At 42.9% G+C, this 19,488-nt stretch carries 17 protein-coding genes; 12 read left to right on the plus strand and 5 right to left on the minus strand.

All coding sequences use genetic code 11. The features are described 5' to 3' along the window. Positions 1-34: 34 nt before the first annotated feature. The 3 genes from MKX41_RS31750 to MKX41_RS31760 are packed head-to-tail and all read left to right on the plus strand — an operon-like array spanning position 35 to position 4,755. The gene (locus MKX41_RS31750) at positions 35-1,318 is read left to right on the plus strand and encodes a Gfo/Idh/MocA family protein (RefSeq protein WP_340974693.1); all 1,284 of its coding nucleotides are present in this window, start codon (positions 35-37) and stop codon (positions 1,316-1,318) included. Further along, complete coding sequence (locus tag MKX41_RS31755) at positions 1,315-2,976, plus strand: DUF4091 domain-containing protein (RefSeq protein ID WP_076286335.1); 1,662 nt, start codon at positions 1,315-1,317, stop codon at positions 2,974-2,976. The genes MKX41_RS31750 and MKX41_RS31755 overlap by 4 nt, the downstream gene beginning before the upstream one ends. A 30-nt stretch (positions 2,977-3,006) precedes the next feature. Further along, positions 3,007-4,755, plus strand: a complete 1,749-nt coding sequence (locus tag MKX41_RS31760; protein WP_340974694.1) for a glycoside hydrolase family 35 protein — start codon at positions 3,007-3,009, stop codon at positions 4,753-4,755. 192 nt (positions 4,756-4,947) lie between these two features. Here MKX41_RS31760 and MKX41_RS31765 read toward each other — a convergent pair whose 3' ends face one another. Both MKX41_RS31765 and MKX41_RS31770 read right to left on the minus strand, forming a co-directional pair. Next, a complete protein-coding gene (locus MKX41_RS31765; RefSeq protein ID WP_340974695.1) occupies positions 4,948-6,102 on the minus strand; it encodes a response regulator in 1,155 nt (384 codons plus the stop codon). An 86-nt stretch (positions 6,103-6,188) separates the two neighbouring features. Next, entirely contained in the window at positions 6,189-9,284 is a 3,096-nt protein-coding gene (locus MKX41_RS31770; protein WP_340974696.1) for a hybrid sensor histidine kinase/response regulator, read from the minus strand. Between the two features lie 111 nt (positions 9,285-9,395). On the opposite strand from MKX41_RS31770, the gene MKX41_RS31775 reads away from it, so the two are divergent. The 4 genes from MKX41_RS31775 to MKX41_RS31790 all read left to right on the plus strand — a co-directional run bounded on the left by MKX41_RS31775 (position 9,396) and on the right by MKX41_RS31790 (position 12,092). Further along, positions 9,396-9,956 carry an RNA polymerase sigma factor gene (locus MKX41_RS31775; protein WP_042125119.1) on the plus strand — a complete coding sequence of 187 codons (561 nt, stop codon included), beginning with the start codon at positions 9,396-9,398 and terminating at the stop codon, positions 9,954-9,956. Next, on the plus strand, positions 9,953-10,405 hold the full coding sequence (locus MKX41_RS31780) for an anti-sigma factor family protein (protein WP_340974697.1): 453 nt from the start codon (positions 9,953-9,955) through the stop codon (positions 10,403-10,405). Before MKX41_RS31775 ends, MKX41_RS31780 begins: the two co-directional genes overlap by 4 nt. An 80-nt stretch (positions 10,406-10,485) precedes the next feature. Beyond that, a complete protein-coding gene (locus MKX41_RS31785; RefSeq protein ID WP_042185734.1) occupies positions 10,486-10,983 on the plus strand; it encodes a hypothetical protein in 498 nt (165 codons plus the stop codon). A 17-nt stretch (positions 10,984-11,000) separates the two neighbouring features. Continuing rightward, positions 11,001-12,092: a DUF4097 family beta strand repeat-containing protein gene (locus MKX41_RS31790; protein ID WP_339269452.1), complete on the plus strand. Its 1,092-nt coding sequence runs from the start codon at positions 11,001-11,003 to the stop codon at positions 12,090-12,092. Positions 12,093-12,172: 80 nt separating this feature from the next. On the opposite strand, the gene MKX41_RS31795 is transcribed toward MKX41_RS31790, so the two are convergent. Continuing rightward, positions 12,173-13,153, minus strand: coding sequence for an aldo/keto reductase (locus MKX41_RS31795; protein ID WP_339269454.1), 981 nt, complete (start codon positions 13,151-13,153; stop codon positions 12,173-12,175). A gap of 239 nt (positions 13,154-13,392) precedes the next feature. Between MKX41_RS31795 and leuB the strand changes: the two genes are divergently transcribed. From leuB to MKX41_RS31820, 5 genes are all read left to right on the plus strand, one after another. Next, the gene (gene leuB / locus MKX41_RS31800) at positions 13,393-14,475 is read left to right on the plus strand and encodes a 3-isopropylmalate dehydrogenase (RefSeq protein WP_340974698.1); all 1,083 of its coding nucleotides are present in this window, start codon (positions 13,393-13,395) and stop codon (positions 14,473-14,475) included. A 161-nt stretch (positions 14,476-14,636) separates the two neighbouring features. After that, on the plus strand, positions 14,637-15,176 hold the full coding sequence (locus tag MKX41_RS31805) for a peroxiredoxin (protein WP_042125130.1): 540 nt from the start codon (positions 14,637-14,639) through the stop codon (positions 15,174-15,176). A 229-nt stretch (positions 15,177-15,405) separates the two neighbouring features. Then, complete coding sequence (locus tag MKX41_RS31810) at positions 15,406-15,813, plus strand: hypothetical protein (RefSeq protein WP_042125131.1); 408 nt, start codon at positions 15,406-15,408, stop codon at positions 15,811-15,813. 368 nt (positions 15,814-16,181) lie between these two features. Next, positions 16,182-17,288: an ATP-binding protein gene (locus MKX41_RS31815; protein WP_042125133.1), complete on the plus strand. Its 1,107-nt coding sequence runs from the start codon at positions 16,182-16,184 to the stop codon at positions 17,286-17,288. Positions 17,289-17,419: 131 nt separating this feature from the next. After that, entirely contained in the window at positions 17,420-18,925 is a 1,506-nt protein-coding gene (locus MKX41_RS31820; RefSeq protein WP_340974699.1) for a leucyl aminopeptidase, read from the plus strand. A 106-nt stretch (positions 18,926-19,031) separates the two neighbouring features. Here the strand turns inward: MKX41_RS31820 and MKX41_RS31825 are convergent, their stop codons facing one another. Next, positions 19,032-19,178 (minus strand): hypothetical protein, encoded by a 147-nt coding sequence (locus MKX41_RS31825; protein WP_179085847.1) that lies wholly within the window; start codon positions 19,176-19,178, stop codon positions 19,032-19,034. Between the two features lie 103 nt (positions 19,179-19,281). Next, positions 19,282-19,461 (minus strand): FeoB-associated Cys-rich membrane protein, encoded by a 180-nt coding sequence (locus MKX41_RS31830; RefSeq protein WP_076286329.1) that lies wholly within the window; start codon positions 19,459-19,461, stop codon positions 19,282-19,284. Positions 19,462-19,488: the final 27 nt, after the last annotated feature.

Here is a 19,488-nt window from a genome sequence, read left to right on the forward strand (position 1 = left end):
TAGCATAAAGTCTCATATGAAGGAGCAGATTGCGATGAAGAAAGTTACTGTTGCTTTAATTGGAGCGGGCCTGCGAGGAATTAATTATTCAGAATATGCGATTCAGCACCCCGATGAGCTTCAAGTTGTAGCTGTTGCAGAGCCGAATGCGAAGCGGAGAAATAAATTTAAGGCAAGACATAAGCTGGCTGATGATATGTGCTTTACCCATTGGGATGATTTTTTTGCCTCCCCGAAAGTAGCAGATGCGGTATTTATCTGTACCCAAGACAATCAGCATTATGTGCCAACAATGAAAGCACTGGAGGCAGGGTATCATGTGCTATTAGAAAAACCGATGTCCCCTGATGCCAAGGAATGTGTACTTATGGGGGAAATGGCCTCTAAAGTGAATCGTGTCTTCTCGATATGCCATGTATTGAGATATACCAATTTCTTCTCTACGATCAAGGAACTGCTGGAAAGTGGTGCGATCGGACAATTGATGTCCATTCAACATAATGAGAACGTGGGTTACTGGCATCAAGCTCATAGCTTCGTAAGAGGGAATTGGCGCAAAAAGGATGAGTCCAGTCCGATGATTCTTGCTAAGTCCTGTCATGATCTGGACATTCTTTCCTGGTTGACAGATTCAGAATGTGTTCGAGTGTCTTCCTTCGGCTCACTGTCCCATTTCAAATCTAGTGAAGCACCGGAAGGAGCCCCGCTACGTTGCACAGATGGATGCCCAGCAGCAGATAAATGTCTCTATTATGCTCCTAATCAATATTTGACGGAGGATACGGATTGGCCTACATCGGCAATTAGCGATGATCCAAGCTATGAAGCCCGACTGAATGCTCTTCAGGAAGGACCTTATGGACGATGTGTCTATCATTGTGATAATGATGTCGTCGACCATCAAGTGGTAAATCTAGAATTTGCTAATTCCGTAACTATAGCTTTTACAATGAGTGCGTTTACCAAAGATGTAAGTCGTACCCTCAAGCTGATGGGTACCACGGGGGAAATTCGCGGTGCGATGGAGAAGAATGAAATTGAAGTGATCCATTTTGGCAGCGGTAAGGTAGAGAGAATCTCGTTCGAGAATGCAGGTGGTCATGTTGGTCATGGCGGCGGCGATATGGGGTTAATCAAAGATTTTGTTAAGCTGGTTCGAGCGGAAGGGAAGATTCAAGGTCTTACATCAGCAAATCATTCCGTTCAAAGTCACCTTATGGCTTTTGCAGCAGAGCAATCTCGCATCGAGGGTAACAGTATTGTTCTGAAAGAATTTGCACAAAGTGTCTGTAATGATGAAGAGGTGAAGCAACGATGAATGCCCCGCAGCCATTTCAGACGATGTTATTAAGTTCGTTGGTTAAGGTATTTGCTGATGAAGTGCCGAATCATGAATCCTATCACAGTGCAACCGCACTTGTCGGAGAAACATTTTCGTTCCAAGTCGCTTATACCTCAGATACACTTCTAAAGAATATTAAAGTAGAGATAAAGTCATCTCTTCCAGATCTAATATGTATAAGATCCGTTGGACTTGTTCCCTCAGAAATGCCTTGTTTCAAAAATCATGATGACGATGTGCTAAGAACTACGCCGGGATTATATCCAGATCCATTGTATACGCTGGATCAACAATCTATTTCATCGATCCCGGGACAATGGCGATCTTTATGGGTGACGATAACCTTGGATGAAACAATGAGTACGGGGCTTCGCTCTATTCAGGTCCTCTTCCAATCATCTGAAGGGCAGATGTTAGGTGAATCGGATGTATTCGAGTTAACCGTTATCCCTGCAACACTACCGCCGCAACAGTTAATTCATACGGAATGGTTCCATGTGGATTGTCTTGCTACAAAGTATGGTGTCGAAGTATTTAGTGAAGCACATTGGGCCCTTATAGAACGTTATGCAGATACGATGGTTAAGCATGGCATGAACATGATCTTAACTCCGTTGTTTACACCGCCTTTGGATACAGCCATTGGTGGAGTACGTCCAACCGTTCAATTGATTTCCGTGACTAAAGCGGGAGATCGTTATGAATTCGGATTTGATCTGCTTACTCGTTGGGTATCGATGTGCCGCCGACTTGGCTTCAAATACTTTGAGTTCTCTCATTTATTTACTCAATGGGGTGCAAAATGTGCACCAAAAATAATGGTAACCATTCAAGGTGAAGATCAGCAACTATTTGGCTGGGATACGGACGCATCCTCGGCGGAATACCGTAGTTTCTTGGATCAATTTTTACCTTGCTTAGATCAATATTTGAAAGAGCAGGGAATAGACCAGCAAAGCTGGTTCCATATTTCAGATGAACCAGGAGAGGAACATTTGGAATCGTACCGAGCTGCAAGTGAGATCATTTATAAACATTTATCAAGTTATCCGATCATGGACGCTTTGTCCGAATTGGAGTTGTATGAACAGGGCCTGGTGAAAAGGCCGATTCCTGCGAATACGCATATTGAACCGTTCTTAGAACATCAGGTTCCAGACCTTTGGACGTACTATTGCTGCGCTCAAGGTGAACAAGTATCCAACCGGTTTTTCAACATGCCATCTGCTAGAAATCGTATAATCGGGTTTCAATTGTATAAATTCGGATTACAGGGCTTCTTGCATTGGGGTTATAACTTCTGGTACTCGCAATATTCATTGAATCAGCAGCTGGACCCTTATCGTACGACTGACGCTGAGCATGCATTTCCCTCAGGAGATGCCTACTTGGTCTATCCGGGAGAAGAAGGCCCGATTGAATCCATTCGACTGGAAGTTCTATATGAAGGGTTGCAGGATTTGCGCGCACTAGAATTACTTGAGCAGAAAATTGGCAAGAAAGCAACGATAGCCATTATGGAAGAGGGTCTGAGTACGTCGTTGACCTTCTCTGTATACCCGAGGGATCAGGGAACATGGCTCTTAGAGGCAAGAGAGCGGATCAATCAAGCGATAGCAAGATATTCTACTTAAGTGATCATACCATTACGAGGTGTTGAGAATATGGCAACTTTTCATTATTCAGGATCTTCCTTTTATTATAACGATCAGGCGATACGGCTTATCTCAGGGGCCATCCATTATTTTCGGACTCTGCCGGAACATTGGGAAGACCGTCTTATCAAATTAAAAGCTTGCGGCTTCAATACGGTTGAAACCTATGTGGCATGGAATTTACACGAGCCGAAGAAAGGCCAACATAATTTTGAAGGTATGGCAGATGTAGTCCGGTTTATTGAATTGGCAGGAGATTTGGGTCTGCATGTCATCGTTCGTCCCGCACCTTATATTTGTGCAGAATGGGAATTTGGTGGACTGCCATCTTGGTTGCTAGCTGATTCGGATATGCGTCTTCGATGCTACCATAAGCCATTTCTAGATCATGTAGATGCGTATTATGATGTATTGCTCCCCAAATTACAACCACTGTTATGTACAAATGGTGGCCCGATCATTGCTATGCAGATTGAGAATGAGTACGGAAGTTACGGCAATGACAAGCGCTATTTGACTCATTTAAAAGACAGCATGATTTCCCGTGGGATAGATGTACTACTATTCACTTCCGATGGACCTGAAGACGCGATGTTACAGGGAGGTATGGTCCCAGGTGTGCTAGAGACGGTGAACTTTGGATCACGTCCAGTAGAAGCATTCAACAAGCTCCGTGAATACCAACCAGAGGCTCCAATCATGTGTATGGAATACTGGAACGGTTGGTTTGATCATTGGCGTGAGGAGCATCATACGCGTCCGGCTGAGGATGTAGCGAAGGTATTGGATGAGATATTTAGTTTAGGCGCATCCGTTAATTTCTATATGTTTCATGGCGGAACTAACTTTGGGTTCTACAACGGAGCGAATGGACATACGTTTGACAGCTATGAACCAACAATTACTAGTTATGACTATGATTCCTTACTGAGTGAATCCGGTGAGCCGACAGCTAAATATTATGCAGTTCGTGAAGTGATCTCCAAATATGTAGATCTCGGACCCATTGAGTTGCCAGCTCCTGTCGCTAAGAGAGCATATGGGAGAGTAGAGATGAAGGAGCAGACTTCACTTACCGCAAACTTGAATCGTATTTCTGCACCTATTCACTCTGCATACCCTGAATCGATGGAGAAATTGGGTCAGGATTATGGCTTTATTCATTATAGTACGTTCCTTACAGGACCTCGTCCCAAAGATGAGTTCTTCATCCAGGATTTACATGATCGTGCATTAGTCTTTCTGAATGGAGAGCTCACTGCAACCTTAGATCGTGTAGAGCCAGAGGTGAAATTAGAGTTCGAGGTTCCGGCCGAAGGGCTGCATGTTAGTATACTTGTGGAGAATTTAGGACGTGTCAACTATGGTCCTTTTATGAGAGATTGTAAAGGGATTACCGAAGGGGTACGTTATGGACGGCAGTTTCTGTCGGAATGGACGACTTATACGTTGCCATTAACGGATTTATCTGGTCTGCAGTTTGAAGGTTTATTCAGGCAAATGGAACCTAGCTTCTTCCGCAGCACCTTGGTTGTGGATGAACCTTGTGATACGTTCTTGAGCATGGAAGGATGGACTAAAGGCGTCGTGTTCATTAATGGGTTCAACCTTGGACGCTATTGGAATATCGGACCACAGAAAACAATGTATGTGCCAGGTCCTCTATTGAAACAAGGCGACAATGAGATTGTCATCTTTGAATTGCACAGCACTTCAGATACCGCTGTTACCTTCGTAGATCAACCGGAACTAGGATAATAGGGCATAGCTCTGCCAACAACATGTTAGAATTGCGGCTTATTGAACAATGTTTGAATTTGCTTCGGACAAGTTTGTTCAATCTTGCGTAATTCGCTAGCTTCGTTTAACTAGCTGTTTCAAACGCAGCAATTAATATATCGTAACAACAAAGACACCCGAATAGATCCGGGTGTCTTTGATAAATAGAAACTATTTCTTGCTGCGTATTCTAAGGTTATGTAGTTCCCATTCTTCATACCAATCTTGAACAACGGCCGGAAGACCAATACTTAGATCGCCTTTCAATAATTCCGTCAGATTCTTATATTGTTCTTCCACTGCGGATCGTTCCCCAATACTGTCGTAGACCTTCATTAATCCTAAATGTCCTTGTTCAAAATAGGGCTGAAGCTGTACTACCTTTTGATACACGGTGACAGCTTCGGGAACTCTGTTGTTGTCGATATAGAACTGGGCCATTCCCATAGCATGGTGTAGCCAAATGGTGCGCAGACGTTGTCGTTCGCCCTCCGCCCACAAATAATCGTAATCTCCAAAATAATCCCCCGAATAAAGTTCAAATAAGGTTTGATGTTCTGAACAATTGTTCTCTCCGATGGATTCGAGTGCAAGAATGTTGTGCTCCCACTGGGCTGCATCGATTAGAAGCGGCCCGGTCTCAAGCGTATACCCTTCCCCGCCACTAACGTTGCTGATATGCAGATCTACCTCACTCTGCTTTAAACATTGCCGTACTTGATAAATGGTTGTGTAGAGATGGGTAGAAGCCTTTTTAAGGTTGAAATCTGGCCATAGTAGGTCAATCAGGGTATCTTTACTGACGAATCGATTGCGATTATGAAGCAAGAAAGCAAACAATTCTTGTGCCTTAGAAGTTCTCCAACGGAGATTGTTTAAAGGTTGTCCTCCTCGTTCAAAACGCAGCGATTGAAAACAACGAATCGTTAGTTCATGTGCTACCTCTGTGCTTTTTGGTGCAAACCTCAATCTGTCCTCCAAGCGTTGTACTGTTTTGAATAAACGGTCATGTCGCACAGGCTTCAAAATATAATCAATCGCATTTAGCTCAAAGGCTTCCACTGCATATTGGTTATACGCGGTCACGAAAACGATATTAGCGTTTGGACACACCTCTTGCAGAATTGCGGCAGCCTGAAGTCCGCTCACTTCTGGCATTTCAATATCAATAAAAATAACGTCAGGCTCCAAGGCTGGAGCTTCTTGTATAGCTTGAACAGGATCTGTATAGGACGCGATGATATGAACAGCTTCCATTTCTTTTAACATGAATTCTAACTTTACGAGAGCAAGGCGTTCATCGTCCACCAATACTGCTTGAATCATTGTTATTTCACCACTCAATATAGTATTTTTTAGCAAAAAACAATAAACTCTTACTTATATTTCGGTTCATTATTGTCTGTCTGTAACTAGGTATTTTTGCGATTCATATTTCTTTTTTCAGAAGGGATTATGAAACTTACTGAAGTACCTAGCCCTTCCTTGCTTTTAATTTGCAAACCCTTAGCATAGACACGTAACAAGCGTTTATGTGTATTAAGAAATCCAATCCCTCTTGTTACATTAGACTGACTGCTCAGCAGTTGCTGAAGTTGCTCGGAAGTCATACCTTTACCATTATCAGCGATTGTAATCTCGATGTCATCAGCTAGTTCTTTGATGGATATTGAAAGCATACCTCCTTTGGAGCGGCTTAATATACCATGCCTAACGGCATTTTCAACGAGTGGCTGAATGGTCAAGGGAGGTAACTGAAAATGTAGATTTTCTGTTAACTCCCAGTTGATGGTCATCCTGTCCTCAAAGCGCTCTTTCTCTATGTACAGATAGGCACGGACAAGCTCAAGCTCGTGTTCAATCGGTATCATCGGCTCAGCGTTCAAGAAGTTAAAGCTTAAGCGTAAATAAGAGCTAAAGGCATCAATAAGGTGACCCATACGCTGTGTATCAAAAGATGCCAGAGCAGATATAGAATTTAATGTGTTGAATAAAAAATGTGGTTGTATTTGCGCTTGAAGATATGCTGCTTCCAGACGAAGCCGTTCATTTACGGACTGTTTTAAGTCTGTTAAGGAACGTACCCGTCCTCTTAGCTCCATAGCGTTCATGGGTTTCATTACATAGTCGTTCGCGCCCGAAACAAATCCGGTGTAGATATCTTCCGGCTGGCTACGTGCGGTCAGAAGTAGAATAGGAAGCTCAGCTATAGTAAAACGTTCACGAATTCTCTGTGTTAATTCATAGCCGGACATCTGGGGCATCATTACATCTGTAATGATTAAATCCCATTGATCAGTATCCAGTTTTATTAAAGCATCAATTCCACTGGTTACCGTAACCATTTCATAGTCTTTGATGGATAGTACGCTAGTAAGGATTTTTAGATTAACCGGGTCATCGTCGACAGCCAAAATCTTAGGTCTTCTTCCAACCGTTGAAGTAGCAGATGTAGTGTTAAATTCGGATAGACTAATATGAGATAGTTTGTCCGTGTATTCAGTCACTGTTGAGAATTCTAAATTGAATTTTTGAATGTTTGAATCGGATAGAGGCATAGTAAAAGTAAAAGTAGAGCCTTTGCCAAGTGAAGATTTTACGCTAATCTCTCCACCGTGAAGTTCAACTAACTGTTTACAAATACTTAAGCCCAATCCAATTCCACCACTTATTGCTGTCACGCTTGAGTCACCCTGTTCATAGGGTTGGAAGGCTCTAAGCTGTGTTTCCTCGTTCATTCCAATGCCAGTATCCGTAATATGGATGCGCGCCACACCCTTATGAATATTCGCATGGACCCTAACTGAGCCTACACTCGTATATTTCACAGCATTTTGAAGCAGATTGAACAAAATTTGAATGAGCCTTTTCTCATCTGCCACAATAGAAGGAAACGAGTCGGGAATCTCCGAGATTAGTGTAATGTGCTTACCTTCCGTTAGGAACTTGAGCATATCGAGTACGCCAACAGCTACGGATTGAATGGGAACATTTCTTAACTGTAATTGAATGTTGCTTTCACGAAGCTGTGATTGATCTAGAAGATCGTTTATCAGTAAAGACATACGTCTTCCGACGGTAATTAGCAGTTCTAGATTATTTGCGTTCTGATGCATTAAAGAGTCTCTCTCACTGTCTAAGACGGTCTCAGCAATATTAATGATGCTATGTAGAGGGTTTTTCAGCTCGTGAGAGGTATTAGCTAGGAAATCATCCTTTTGCGTAACGGTTCTTTGAAGGCTTTTTGCCAGATTTTCAGTCTGCTTAACATTCCAGAAATAGCGCTTAAACCCAAAAGTCGCAAAGCATAAAAAGGCAATAATCAGGTCGAAAGGATAATAGGTAACGTCAACCAGATCGAAATTTTTGAACAATCCCCAATGATTGCTGTTAATGATGGCTAGGATAGATAGCAATAGAAAAATAGAGCCATCGTTGTTTTTAAGCGCAGATTTCAGAAAGAGAACTACAACTTCTAATGATAGAACGAATATATTGATGAAAAAAAGAAGCGTATATGATTCGTAATAGTGGACAACGGGACCAAGCAGTATGAAAAGGATATGTACCAAGGATAAGCTGGTCAGGATCCGAACGCTTTTAATTTTTAAATTATGGAACATTAGTTGCTTGCTTGTCAGTAAGATGAATATAAAAGCCATAATATTAGATATGATTAATAGTTTTAAGCTCCATTGGTAGTTTAAGGGAAGCATATGCAGCAAAAGCTTGTCATCATCAATGAGTACTGTAGTTATAGCGGAAATTACCAACAGAAAAAAATAGATCAACATCTTTTGCCGCGGACCAATGGTATATAATATTGCTGCATAGACTGCATGAAGTAGAAGTACTACACATAATAACAGTTGAAGGCCTATGGAAACGATCCGCTGATGTGTTAAGGTTTTTTCGTTACCAAATAAAATGGGTTTAACAATACCGCCTGTATGAGATAAAGAGTAGTTGGCTACATGAATCACAATTTCAATTTCAGTCTTATCCGTTGTAAAAGATACGGAGTAAGGTAATACACGAGCAACATAGTCTTCTTTATTGGCAGATGGAGAACCTGAATTTCCCAGTAGTTCACCATTGATATATATTTCCGAAGAAGTCCGAACCCCGGATATGAGTATGCCATAAGACTGCTTTTCGTTTTTATCTACAAGAATCCGTAACCGATAAGAGCCGTAGCCAAAAGCAGACTTTTCGCCATTATGAATGGCATCGTTCCACTGATCCGGGACTTGTATATATTTTTTAGGGGGAGCTTTGTTTAGAGATTCTTTATTGAAAGTGGGAAGCAGCGTATTAGGATAGAACTCCCATTGGCCTTTTAAGGTAAGGAGCTTGTCTTGATTTAAGTCTTTATTCCGTAAATCGAGAACTCCTTTGACTAATTGTGGTTGTATGGCATGAGGCGATGCCCAAACCCATAGGAAGCGAAATCCAGTAAGTATTGTAAGAAATAGCACGATAATTAGAAAGAGTTTTCTTTTAGTCATAGTAATTAAACATTATTCGACAAAAAACAATATATTCCTTTCCCAAAAATATTTCGAAAATTAAAAAAAGTTGCAGGGGATTAGAATTGGCTGGCGTCTAACGTTATGTAGGTGAAGGAGGGGAGAAAGCTGGAAGAGGCGGAATGGATTTCTGCTGTGCTGAACGGTGAGCATCAGGCCTTTGGGCATTTGGTGACACGTTATCAAGGCATGGTATACAGAGTGTGCGTCAAGATTACTGGAGAAGCCGAATCGGCCAAAGATATGGCCCAAGAGGTTTTTATAAAAGCATACAAAGCGCTCCCCTCCTTCAGAGGACAGTCTACCTTCTCGACATGGCTTTATCGGATAGCCTATCGAACCTGTCTGGACTGGAAACGGGCCAATGATAGGGAGTGGAGGCATCGGAGTGCAGCTGATTACACTGAGAATGATTGGGTAACGTCTCAAACACCAGAGCAAGAGGTGCTAGAGCAGGAACAATCAGCTGAGCTGGGTGAGAATGTGAACAGCCTTGCGGAACCGTACCGGTCGGTCGTACAGCTGTACTATTTTCAGCGAAATTCTTATCAAGAGATAGCGGAGCAAAAAGGTGTTTCCGTTAAGACTATCGAATCGCAGCTTTATCGTGCCAGACAGATGATGCGTAGACAAAGGGAGGAATTGCGATGAATTGTGCAATAGTGAAGGAATGGATGCCACATTACATTGACGGCCTACTGTCTCCAGATATGGAGCTGAGTATCCGGTTGCACATACAATCCTGTCCTGATTGCGCGCAGTGGCTGGAGGAAGCTAAGGAAATGTCCGCTCTTTGGTCAGAAATGGAAACGGACAGTGAATATCAGCATGAACAGATGGACTTTCCAGATCTCGCAGCAGGTGTTATGGCCCATATCGAGCAGCTCGAAACAGGACGCAGAAAGCGAGCGGTTAAAGCGACAAGCGTAAGACGTCGCTATGCTCCTAGAACATCTTGGATGCATTATGCGGTGGCTGCCTGCTTGAGCTTCTTATTGTTACAGTTTGGCGTTTTTGAGAATTTGGCTTATGGGATTACTGAAATTAATGGTCATGTGTCGAATTCGGTGACCCAATGGTTTGGTGGTTTTAGAAAATAGTCATAAAGAGATTTATAAATAATAGATGGATTCAGGTAAACTGAAAAGTTTATGCTATCCAAATTTTAGGAGGATGTATTATGATTAAGAAGAGACGTTGGCTCACTTTTATGCTAGCTATGGTTCCTGGTGTAGGTCATTTGTACTTAGGTTTCAAAAAGCAGGGGCTGCAGTTTATGATCGGGGCTTCCTTATGTATTATGTTTATTCCGTCTGAGCCCATGATCTTCCCTTTTGCGCTAGCTGCACTATGGTTTTACCAATTGTTTGATGCCCTGCAGAAAGCGGCTTGGATGAAAATAACTGCAGCCGAACATGAGCGTATGATGTTCCATCCTGACAGCTTCGGAGAACCTTGGACGATGGGGATGTCCTCTATGCCGGGTTACCCACATGAAGATGTGAATCCGGCTTGGGTTGGTGTTGGATGTGTTGTTGCTGGGTTCCTTATGCTGGTGATCTCAGCATTTCCGACGCTTTGGAGAATGTTAATTGAGATTAACATTGGTACGATCTTGTTATCACTGGGTCTGATTGCGTACGGTCTGAAGATGCTAAGAAACAATACGAGAGCGTAAGAAACGGGGATTTGACTATGGGGAGATGGAAAATCGGGAGTTTTACTGCAGCTATAGGCTGCATTGCACTTGGTGTCATTATTGTGATGGCTCAGTATAATATGATCAGCTATGAAGTACTTGGTTATTTATGGCCAGCACTGTTGATCCTGTTCGGACTCGAGATGTTGCTAAGATTGTTTATCAAATCCGATGCCAAAAGTCGTGTGAGCGGTTGGGCAATCCTATTGATCATCCTGTTGGTTGGAGCAAGCAGTGCACAGAGCGTAATGGCCGGCGGCTCACTTAGCAGTTTAATCGGGAATACACATTTAACTCCACTAAGCGGCAATCTCGAAGTGAAAGACAATATTACGACGCTGAAAATCGTACTTCCAAGTGGAAAAGTAAAGGTCGAGGGAATAGATGGAAGCTCATTGGATTATGAGGGAAGCTTACTCCTACCTGGAAAATCACAAAGTGAAGCCGAAAGTGCGTTGGAAAAGAAATGGAAAGTAAAAACTGAGGGAGATACACTGATTATGGAGCTTGATACAGATCATAATTGGTTCTCTAATATTCAGTTTGGATTTAATACTAAAAGTCCTTATTTAAATGTAAGTGTACCTAGCAGCCTTGCCGTTGAGGTAGATACTAGTGACGGGTCAATAGAAGCCTGGGATTTAAAGTCTGGCTTAGTGGTTGACACTAGTAATGGGGTTATAAATATTCATGATGTTGCTGGCGGAGTTGAGGCAGATACCAGCAATGGCTCACTGACTGTTCAGAACATCCAAGGTGGAGCGCAGCTCAAAAGCTCTAATGGTGCGATTATATTGGATAATATAGATGGAGCGTTGACCGCAAAGAGCAGCAACGGCAAGATCACTATTAATTCAGCAGTGACTGGAAAATGGAAATGTTCGTCTAGTAACGGAAAGATTACGGTGGGATTGCCAACTGTGTCCGATGCGAAGATTACAGCGGATACTAGCAATGGCTCACTAAAGGGGAATGTCCCTTGGGATCTAGACGGGGACAGCTTTGGCACTGCCATTCTTGGTAAAGGAACTTATACTGTGGACTTAAGTACGAGTAATGGAAGTGTGACCGTGGACACAGCTGAATAAGTACGAACAAGAAAGGGAGTTAAGGCTTCAGCGATTGGTTCTGCTGAAGCCTTAGCGCCCTTTTTCAAATTATAAGAAACCTACCAAGCGTAAGCTTTAGGAGCTTCTCCGCCCGGTCCTGGAAAGATCTCATCTAAACGTTTAAGGACAGATTCATCTAGCACAATCTCAAGACTGCGCAGTGCACTCTCGAATTGCTCTAGTGTGCGTGGTCCAATAATTGGTGCGGTTACAGCAGGATTGGCTAATAACCATGCTAGTGCTACATTATCTTGTGGTTCCCCAAGCTCTATACATAAGCTTGCAAAAGCCTCAAGTTGATCTTTGTATTGCTCTACGCGCTCAGCATTTCCTCCACTGCGGCTGCCTTCTATTTTCTTAAGTGCATTGCGTCCAAGAAGACCTCCATCCAGTGGGCTCCAAGGAATAACGCCTAATCCATGATGGAGAGAGGAGGGTAATACTTCAAGTTCAGGAAGGCGACAGGTGAGGCTGTATTTATGCTGCTCAGAAATCAAACCTAAAAAGCCACGTGCCTTCGCTTCTTGTTGGGCTACAGCGATATCCCATCCCGCAAAGTTACTGGAGCCGACATAACCAATCTTTCCTTGGTTTACAGCAAGCTCGAAAGCCCCCCACAGCTCGTCCCAAGAGACACTACGGTCAACGTGATGCATCTGGTACAATTCAATATGATCGGTCTGGAGACGCTGCAGAGACCCCTCTAGATGGCGGCGTATAATATAAGATGATAGTCCACCCTCATCATTAGGCCCATCGAGCTTATCGCTCATTGCACCGTATACCTTGGTAGCTAACACGACCTTTTCACGTCGCCCACCACCTTGCTTAAACCAACGACCAATAATCGTTTCTGTTAAACCGGAATTCTCACCCCAACCATAAATGTTAGCGGTATCAAAAAAATTAACACCTGCGTCGAGTGCAGCGTCCATAATACGGAAGGCTTCTTGTTCATCTGTTTGTGGGCCGAAGTTCATTGTTCCGAGACATAGCCGACTGACCTTCATACCGGATTTACCAAGCTTAGCATATTGCACTTCGCATTCACTCCTTAGGTAGATGATTTCAACTTAATTGTAAACATCTTCAGAAATAAGAGCAAATAAGAGCAAATATGAAGCGGCAATTTGGATAAGTTGTCTTATCTCATTGAGTTGATAGGCTATGCCTATCAACTCAATAGAATCTATATCTTTGTCCTTTACGACTGGGTATGATACAACAATATAAAGAAGAACTATGTCTGTTAGAGCAGACCACTTGAGGAGTGACTGAGATGAGTGAGGTTAAAAAAATCGCCGTAATCGCAGGGGACGGTATTGGACCTGAAGTAGTAGCTGAAGCAGAAAAAGTATTGAAAGCAACGGAAGAAGTATTTGGTTATGCTTTTAAAACGGAGTACGCTCTTTTTGGAGGCATTGCAATAGACGAAAGAGGCACACCGCTGCCGGAAGATACACTGGAAATCTGTCGCAGTGCTGACGCCGTATTACTGGGCGCTGTAGGCGGACCGAAGTGGGATAACAATTCTAAGGAGCTTCGTCCTGAAACCGGATTGCTTGGCATTCGCAAAGCACTTGGATTGTTCTCAAACTTACGTCCAGCAGTCGTATTCGATTGCCTTAAGGACGCTTCGACATTGAAGCCAGAAGTGCTGGAAGGTACCGATCTTATGGTCGTTCGTGAGCTGACTGGTGGGATTTATTTTGGAGATAAACTGCGTCGTCAAGGTGAACATGGTGAAGAAGCAGTGGATACTTGTGTATATAACGTAATGGAAGTGGAACGAATTGTACGTCAGGCTTTTGAGATTGCTGGCAAGCGTCGCAATAAGCTGGCAAGTGTTGATAAAGCGAATGTACTTGAAACTTCTCGTTTATGGCGTGAGGTCGTAAATAAGATTGCTCCAGAATATCCTGAGGTAGAGGTTGAGCATGTACTCGTTGATAACTGCGCAATGCAGCTGCTGCGTCGTCCAGCTAGCTTTGATGTTATCGTTACCGAGAATATGTTTGGTGACATTCTGAGCGACGAGGCTGCGATGTTGACAGGCTCTATCGGTATGCTTGCTTCCGCTTCGATGGGCGATGGTAACTACGGTCTCTACGAGCCCGTTCACGGCTCCGCACCTGATATTGCCGGACAAGGACTTGCGAACCCGATTGCAACAATCCTGTCCTTAGCACTAATGTACCGTTTAACCTTTGGTTATGAGGATGCGGCTGCTGCGATAGAGGCTGCAGTAGCTGAAGTATTGGATGCAGGACACCGTACAAGTGATATCGCCGTAGATAAGAGCAAAGCGATCAGTACATCTGAAATGGGCGACCTGATTGTTGCAGCTATCCGCAAAGCATAATATAATCTAATTTCTAATTACGATTATAGGGGAATTTGTCTAAGATTGACTTTGATTTTGTACGATGATACCATTTGATATGTAGACAAGATGTAAATTATTCCAGCATATCACGACAAGAAATGGTTGGTTTCTTACATAATCAAAGGAGGATTTTGGCAATGGCTGAACGTTTAGTAGGTAGACCAGCTCCAGATTTTACTATGCAAACCGTATCAGGTGATGGTAAGGATTTTGGTAAAGTAAGTCTGTCCGACTATCGTGGCAAATGGCTGGTATTCTTCTTTTATCCTCTGGACTTCACTTTTGTATGTCCGACTGAAATCACAGCTCTCAGTGAAGCAGCTGCGCAGTTCGAAGCGCTTGATACAGAAATTCTCGGCGCAAGTGTAGATTCGATCCACAGCCACAAAGCATGGATCAATACACCTAAGGATTCGAATGGTCTTGGCCGTTTGAATTTCCCGCTTGCTGCTGATATTACTAAACAAGTTGCTAAAGACTACGGCATTCTGATTGAAGAAGAAGGTATTGCATTGCGTGGATTGTTCATCATTGATCCTGAAGGTGAATTGAAATATCAGGTCGTTAATCACAATGATGTAGGTCGCAGCGTAGAAGAAACACTTCGTGTCCTGCAAGCCCTGCAATCTGGTGGCTTATGCCCTATGAACTGGAAACCAGGTGACAGAAACCTTTAAATGTTGTTCTGCTATTATCTGATCTTTGATATTCTGATTTCGACCTCCTTGCAGAAGTTTTTTCTGTATGGAGGTTTTTTGCACCAAAAAAGACTTAAATAAAAAATGGATTTGAAAATAGGCGTGAAAAGTTATATTATGTCCTCGAGTGGAGGAATCTCCATTGGGGTAATGTAATACAATAATAAAAACTCAGATGGGTTAGTTATTCTAAGGAGGGTGAACAAATATGAGCTTTTGCTGTGGAGCGAGTATGGTAGGAACAAAGGGAACCCTTAAACATTATCGCACGCAAGTCCATAATGTTCCCCTGCTTTTTTGTCCGGTATGTCATCGTGTAGAGGTTCACTATAAGGTCGAAAACGAGTATGAGATCTTGGCGGAATACGCACATGGAGACGGTGTTACTGATGTGGATTTTCAGGACTATGTCATGGAAGACGAAACTGCAATATTCGAGAATGTCATTAACATCGAGAGTGAAGAGCCTCTAGCTATTGTGCGGAGTCAGATCGATATGGCGCTTGACCTGCTTGCTGTAGCCAAACAGATTGAGGATACGAAGTGGGAACGGGAATTGAAGAAAAGATTAGCTGTGATGAGTCAAAGACGCCTTCGTCTGCAACAGAAAGCGTAAGATTATTTACAATTTGGGTCTGACCCATTTCTTTATCAAGGCCTTCGCAACTGCGAGGGCTTTTAGCTTTTTCTGAATTTTTCTTAAACGTGTTTAAATCAATTGAACGAATTAATAGTAATAAATATAATTAGATGTGATTTTTTATATGTCTTTGGAATCATTTTATGAATTTTTTTATCATTCGACAGTTTCTCTGATTGCGTTGTCTACTTCACTTGGATATGATTGGAATATAATTGAACCGGTTGGAAAAAGTGCAACGATTACCGAATGTTCTGGCGGCTTCGTCATATACTCAAATACATAGTAATTTGATGTCGCTTTAGCGTCTTCGTCAAATGCAGTAAAAGGGGGAACTTCGTATCGTGATTAGCCAATATCAAGAAAGTCTTCTATTACCGGGAAGAACCTATCAGTCAGGGCCTGTGGATACTACATACGAGGATGTACTAGAGAATATTGACAGCGGAATCATGCTTTTTGATGAAGAGGGAGTTATAAGTTTTGTAAATAAGCAAATGTACGGGATGCTAGAATTAACCCGTCACTCCCTTGTCGGCTGTACAATATCACACCTATTATCTAACGTTAGACTAAGCCGCTTTAAGAAAAAGCAAGTACTGCAAAGCTATAGAGAGATGGTATACAAAGGAAAATCAAATTATGAATTTTTAGACGAGTATGGCCGTTACTGGAAGGTTACATTATGCTGTGGAGAGCAAATGAAGGGTTGTTATTTGTTTACAGTTAAAGAAATCTCCGATTATAAGTTGATTGAGCAAACGGCTTACCAGAACGATAGTTTGGCTATGCTAGGTAAATTATCTGCATCTATTGCACATGAAATCCGGAATCCATTAACTGCAATTCGTGGATTTATTCAATTGCTTCACCCGCATCTACAGCAGCTTGGGAAGCAGGAATACGGCAAGATAATCTTGGCAGAGATCGATCGTGCCAATGATATCATTCATGAATTCCTTACTTCCTCCAAGCCGTCAGTTCCTCAAGTGGGAATGATTCCTGTGTCAGCTTTACTCAAGGAAGTAGTGCTGCTTACAGAGAGCGAAGCCCTGATGAAAGGTTGCCAGATCAATCTACATCCTTTTCAGGAGGGAGATATGATGATTTCTGGAGATGTAAAACAAATGAAACAGGTAGTCCTCAACCTGATTAGAAACGCTATGGAGGCCGTTGCGGATAGAGCAGATGGTCTAATGGGTATAATAGAGGTTGGAGCCCACAGAGAGGGTTCTGAGGTCCGTATGTTCATTTCTGATAACGGTAAGGGCATGGATATCCGTACACTGGACAGGTTATTCAATCCATTTTTTACGACAAAAGAGAATGGGACTGGGCTTGGGCTATCCGTGAGTGACCGAATCATCAAAAATCATGGCGGATGTATCTCTGTCAGTAGTAGAGTTAACGAAGGTACTCATTTTGTAATCTCATTGCCATTAATTCATTAATTCATTAGTACATTCGATTAGAATATAAAGTGTTTAAGAGGCTGATCCCTGCGGATAATACAGATGCAGAGATCGGCCTTGCTTATGTTACAATGGGGGTTGGTTTTGGGAGACAAATGGAGGTAGACACAATGAATATAGAATTTAATAGTGGCAGTGCCATTAATGAAATACAGGGTGATGCCCTTATTCTTATCATCTCTGAGTCGGAAGCCCAACATGGAGGCCTCTCAGAGAGGTGGAATGACAGAATTCGATTATTAGGAAAGTCAGGTCTCTTTAGTGGGAAGCTGAATCAGACTTATGTACTGCCATTAGATTATCCATCTGGTTGTCCTGTAGCTATTTTAGTTGGAAAAGGGGATCAATTACTTAGTACTGAAGACCTACGTCAAATGGCGGTTCAGATAGCACGTGCAGCACTTCGATTGAAGGCAATACAGCTAGTGTTTCAGTTGCCTGAAGGTGTTCAGGAGCTAACAGAAGATAAGGATATCGTATCTATTGCCTATGCGTTGTCTGAGGGGTTGTCACTTGGTTCCTATCGTCGTCCCACCTATAAGCAGGAGCAATCTCAATATATAGGTCCAAACTCGGTTATTTTTACTATCGAGAAGAAGCCAGCGGATACTTTCGAGCGTGACTGGAATCTGGGCATGCAGAGAGGGCTGGCTTTTGGTGAGGCTACGAATCTGGCACGGAACTTGACGAATATGCCCGGCAATCTGCTGACTCCATCTGACCTTGCTATGGCCGCTATCGAAGTTGCTGAACGTTATGGATTTCCTTCCGAAGTGCTGGATGAACGGGAAATTGAGCAAAAAGGAATGGGCGGATTGCTCGCAGTCGGAAAAGGAAGTGTAAACCCTCCGCGAATGATCGTCATCCGTTACCAGGGAACGGGGCACTGGGATAATGTAGTGGGGCTGGTCGGTAAAGGGATTACTTTTGATACGGGGGGAATTTCCTTAAAAAGAGCCCCAGGCATGGAAGAGTTAATCAGTGATATGGGAGGCGCAGCGGCTGTGCTTGGAGTCATGGAGGCATTAGGCCGATTACGTCCACGAATTAATGTCGTAATGGTCATTCCATCCGCTGAGAATATGCCATCTGCTAATGCCTTTAAACCCGGGGATATCATTACATCAATGAGCGGAAGAACCATAGAAGTATTGAATACCGATGCAGAAGGCAGACTTGTACTTGGGGATGCGCTGACCTATGCCCGGGAATGGGGAGCGAAACGAGTTATTGATGTCGCTACGCTGACAGGTGCAGTGTTGTCGACATTAGGAGATATAGCTACAGGTGCTGTTACTAACAACGAGGAATTTATGGAGCAGTTTCTGACAGCAGCTAATGTTTCGGGTGAAAAAATATGGCAGCTTCCGGCTTACCCGGAATTCCGCGAAATGCTAAAGAGCGAAGTGGCCGATATCCGTAACACCGCAGGAAGATTCGGGGGAGCCACTACCGCTGGGTTATTTGTAGGTGAGTTTGCGGAAGGTCTGCCGTGGATACACCTAGATATTGCTGGAACCGCATTTCTTTCTAAAGAACGTGGAGTTAATCCTAGAGGCGGTACAGGAGTCATGGTTCGCACATTGGTTCAGTGGTTGCTCAGCGAAAGCGAATGATTAGCTCTTCATAATCAACAAAAAGAAACCTCGCCCTAGGACAATGGATGGAAGACCGACCATTCCCTAAGGCGAGGTTTCTTTGCTTTTGTAAGAATGCTGAAGATTAAATATTGCCACTGGATTTTTTAGCCTTTGATTGAGAAGTAAAGGATTGAATACTGTTCATTATTTTATCGCGAGTTCCCTTATTCTTCAGTAAATAGGCTACGCCCAATGCGGCTGTTGTGAAAAATGTTTTTTTTGTGTTCATAGTGATTACCTCCTTAGGTATAGTCTGTAGTTGCTTATAACAAACATACCCGAAAGCAATGCAAGCTAAACTATGAACCCTTTCATATAACGGTTAGGCAAGCCTACTTCTTCTTATTAACAGGTGTTGAGCAGCAGGAGAGGGGAGAATCTAAAGACGCTGCAGAACAGGTCTTGCCCTTATCACAGCCAGCGCAAGCGCCTTGCTTGCCCTTTTGCACATGTCGATAGATGATCCAGCCTGAATAACCGAAGATCAGAGTGACGATTAGAACATTTATCATTATGGTGCCCCACTTTCATTAAGAGAA

Source organism: Paenibacillus sp. FSL R5-0475 (assembly GCF_038004585.1).
GTDB lineage: Bacteria > Bacillota > Bacilli > Paenibacillales > Paenibacillaceae > Paenibacillus_AQ.